Here is a 3,264-nt window from a genome sequence, read left to right as displayed (position 1 = left end):
CCCCTACCTGCGCCTCGAGATGCCCCTCGAGCGCGCCTGGCAGCGCACCGGGGCGGCCCTGGACCGGCTCGGCTTCACGGTGCTCGAGCGCGAGCGCGAGGCGCGGCGCTACACGATCCGCTACGCCCCCCACGCCGACGAGCAGATCGAGCAGCCGGGCCTGCTCGCGCGCTGGCTCGGCGGGGCCGAGCGGATCGACACCGCGCCGCGGCGCTTTCGCATCACCCTGGCGCAGGGCGGCGACGGCGTCCGCGTCGCCGTCCGCGAGCGCAGCGGCGAGCCGGCCCCGGCGCCAATCGCCCGCCGCCTGCTGACCCTGCTCGACCCGCAGCTCTACTAGGCCCATGCTTCGATTCCCCGGCAAGCGCGCCCTCTCCCCCTTCCGCCTGGCCAAGCTCCGGGAGGCGCTCCGCACCGCCGCCCCGGCGGTGCAGGCGGTGGACGCCGAGCACGTCCACTTCGTCGCCACCGCCTGCACCCTCGGCGCCGAGCACCGGGCGCTCCTCGAGCGGCTGCTCGACTACGGGCCCGACTACCCCGCCCCCGAGGCGGCCCCGGGCGTGGCCTACACGCTGCTGGCCGTGCCGCGCCCGGGGACGGTCTCGCCGTGGTCGAGCAAGGCGACGGACATCGCCCACAACTGCGGGCTCGCCGACATCGAGCGCATCGAGCGCGGCACCCTCTACCGGGTCACCGCCCGCGGCGAGCTCGGCCCCGAGGCCCTGGAGCGGGTCCGCCGCGGGCTCCACGACCCCCTGACCGAGGTCCTCCTCGAGGACCCCGAGGACGCCGAGCTCCTCTTCCAGGACCGCCACCCGGCGCCCGTCGCCGAGATCGACCTGCTCGGCGGCGGCCGCGAGGCCCTGGTGGCCGCCGACGGCGAGCTGGGCCTGGCCCTCGCCGCCGACGAGATCGACTACCTCGAGGACAGCTACGCCGACCTCGGCCGCAACCCCACCGACGTCGAGCTCATGATGTTCGCCCAGGCGAACTCCGAGCACTGCCGGCACAAGATCTTCAACGCCGACTGGGTGATCGACGGCGAGGCGCAGGCCGAGTCGCTGTTCGCCATGATCCGCCGCTCCCACGAGGCCCGCCCCGAGGGGGTGCTCTCGGCCTACCGGGACAACGCCGCCGTCATCGCCGGCGCCGAGGCCCGCCGGCTGCTCGCCGGGGCCGACGGCGTCTACCGCGAGCACGCCGAGCCGGCCCACCTGGTCATGAAGGTGGAGACCCACAACCACCCCACGGCCATCGAGCCCTTCGCCGGGGCCGCCACCGGCGCCGGCGGCGAGATCCGCGACGAGGCCGCCACCGGCCGCGGCGGCGGCTCCAAGGCGGGGATGACCGGCTTCTCGGTCTCCAACCTGCGCATCCCCGGCTTCGAGCAGCCCTGGGAGGGCCCGGAGTTGCGCCCGGCGCGGCTCGCCTCGCCGCTGGCGATCATGCGCCAGGGCCCGCTCGGGGCGGCCGGCTACAACAACGAGTTCGGCCGCCCGGCGCTCGCCGGCTACTTCCGCACCCTCGAGCTCGAGGCGCCGGCGCCCGGCGGCGGCACCGAGACCCGCGGCTACCACAAGCCGATCATGATCGCCGGCGGCATGGGCAACATCCGCGAGCCCCACGTCGAGAAGGCGACGCTGCCGGTGGGCACCCCCGTGGTGGTCCTCGGCGGCCCGGCGCTGCTCATCGGCCTCGGCGGCGGGGCCGCCTCGTCGGTGGCCAGCGGCCGCAGCGACGAGGCCCTCGACTTCGCCTCGGTGCAGCGCGACAACCCGGAGATGCAGCGCCGCGCCCAGGCCGTGCTCGACGCCTGCACGGCGCGCGGCGAGGCCAACCCCATCCGCTCCATCCACGACGTCGGCGCCGGCGGGCTGTCCAACGCCATCCCCGAGATCCTCGACGACGCCGACCGCGGCGGCCAGGTGGAGCTGCGCACCGTGCCCATCGACGACCCCGGCATGTCGCCGCTGGAGATCTGGTGCAACGAGTCCCAGGAGCGCTACGTCCTCGCCGTCGACGCCGCGCGGCTCGCCGAGTTCGAGGCCCTCTGCGCCCGGGAGCGCTGCCCCTACGCCGTGGTCGGCGAGACCACCGAGGAGCGCGAGCTCGTCGTCGGCGACGGCTACTTCGACAACACCCCGGTGGACCTGCCCATGGAGCTGCTCCTGGGCAAGCCGCCGAAGATGCTGCGCGACGTGCGCCGGCGCCGGCCGGCCCGCGAGCCGCTGCGCCTCGACGGCGTCGGCGTGGACCAGGCCCTGGAGCGGCTCCTGCGCCTGCCGGCGGTAGCCTCCAAGGCGTTCCTGATCACCATCGGCGACCGCACGGTGACCGGCCAGGTGGCCCGCGACCAGATGGTCGGCCCCTGGCAGGTGCCCGTCGCCGACTGCGCCGTGACCCTCAGCGACTACCGCGGCTACACCGGCGAGGCCATGGCCGTCGGCGAGCGCCCGACGGTAGCGCTGCTCGACGCCCCGGCCTCGGGGCGGCTGGCGGTGGCCGAGGCGCTGACCAACCTCGCCGCGGCGCCGGTGGGGCGGCTGCGGGCGGTGAACCTCTCCGCCAACTGGATGGCCGCCTGCGGCAAGGAGGGCGAGGACGCCGCGCTCTACGACACGGTGGCCGCCGTCGGCCGCGAGCTCTGCCCCGAGCTCGGCGTCGCCATCCCGGTGGGCAAGGACTCGCTCTCCATGCGCACCGTCTGGGCGGGCGAGGACGGCGCGCAGCGCGCGGTGACGGCGCCGGTCTCGCTGGTGGTCTCCGCCTTCGCCCCGGTGACCGACGCCCGCCGGGCCGCAACCCCGCAGCTGCGCCCCGAGGCGCCGGGCACGGAGCTGGTCGCCGTGACCCTCAGCGGCGAGCGCAACCGCCTCGGCGGCTCGGCCCTGGCGCAGGTCTACGGCCAGCTCGGCGAGGCGCCCGCCGACCTCGACGAGCCGCGGGCCCTGCGCTGGGCCTTCGACGCCGTCCAGGAGCTGCTCGCGGCGGGGCAGGTCCTCGCCTGCCACGACCGCTCCGACGGCGGCCTGCTGGTGACCCTCTGCGAGATGGCCTTCGCCGGCCGCTGCGGGCTCGATGCCGACCTCGCCGGCCTGGCCGGCGGCGGCCCCGACGGGGTGGACCCCCACCTGGCGGCCGCCTACAGCGAGGAGCCGGGCCTCGTCCTGCAGCTGCCGGCGGCGTGGAAGGCGGCGGCCATCTCGGCGTGGCCGTTGACCCCCTGCTCGCGCAGGATCGCCACCCGCGGCCGGGCGCCGGTGG

The 3,264-nt window shown here is 76.3% G+C and carries 1 protein-coding gene and 2 pseudogenes; 2 read left to right on the top strand and 1 reads right to left on the bottom strand.

What is annotated here, in order from left to right:
- Together bamC and purL are read left to right on the top strand one after the other, a co-directional pair.
- Window positions 1-340, top strand: a 340-nt coding sequence (gene bamC, locus CKO13_RS11370) for an outer membrane protein assembly factor BamC (protein WP_200261104.1), incomplete at its 5' end; no start/stop codon positions are given.
- Between the two features lie 4 nt (window positions 341-344).
- Window positions 345-3,176: pseudogene (purL, locus tag CKO13_RS11365) on the top strand (phosphoribosylformylglycinamidine synthase); the annotation flags it as partial.
- On the opposite strand, the pseudogene CKO13_RS13135 reads toward purL, so the two are convergent.
- A pseudogene (locus tag CKO13_RS13135) lies at window positions 3,176-3,264 on the bottom strand (phosphoribosylformylglycinamidine synthase subunit PurQ); the annotation flags it as partial. The pseudogenes purL and CKO13_RS13135 sit on opposite strands and share 1 nt — an antisense overlap.

This window comes from Halorhodospira neutriphila (genome assembly GCF_016584055.1).
GTDB classification, from domain to species: domain Bacteria; phylum Pseudomonadota; class Gammaproteobacteria; order Nitrococcales; family Halorhodospiraceae; genus Halorhodospira; species Halorhodospira neutriphila.
The sequence above is the reverse complement of the archived record's forward strand: the minus strand, read 5'-3'. Positions and strand labels throughout refer to the sequence as shown.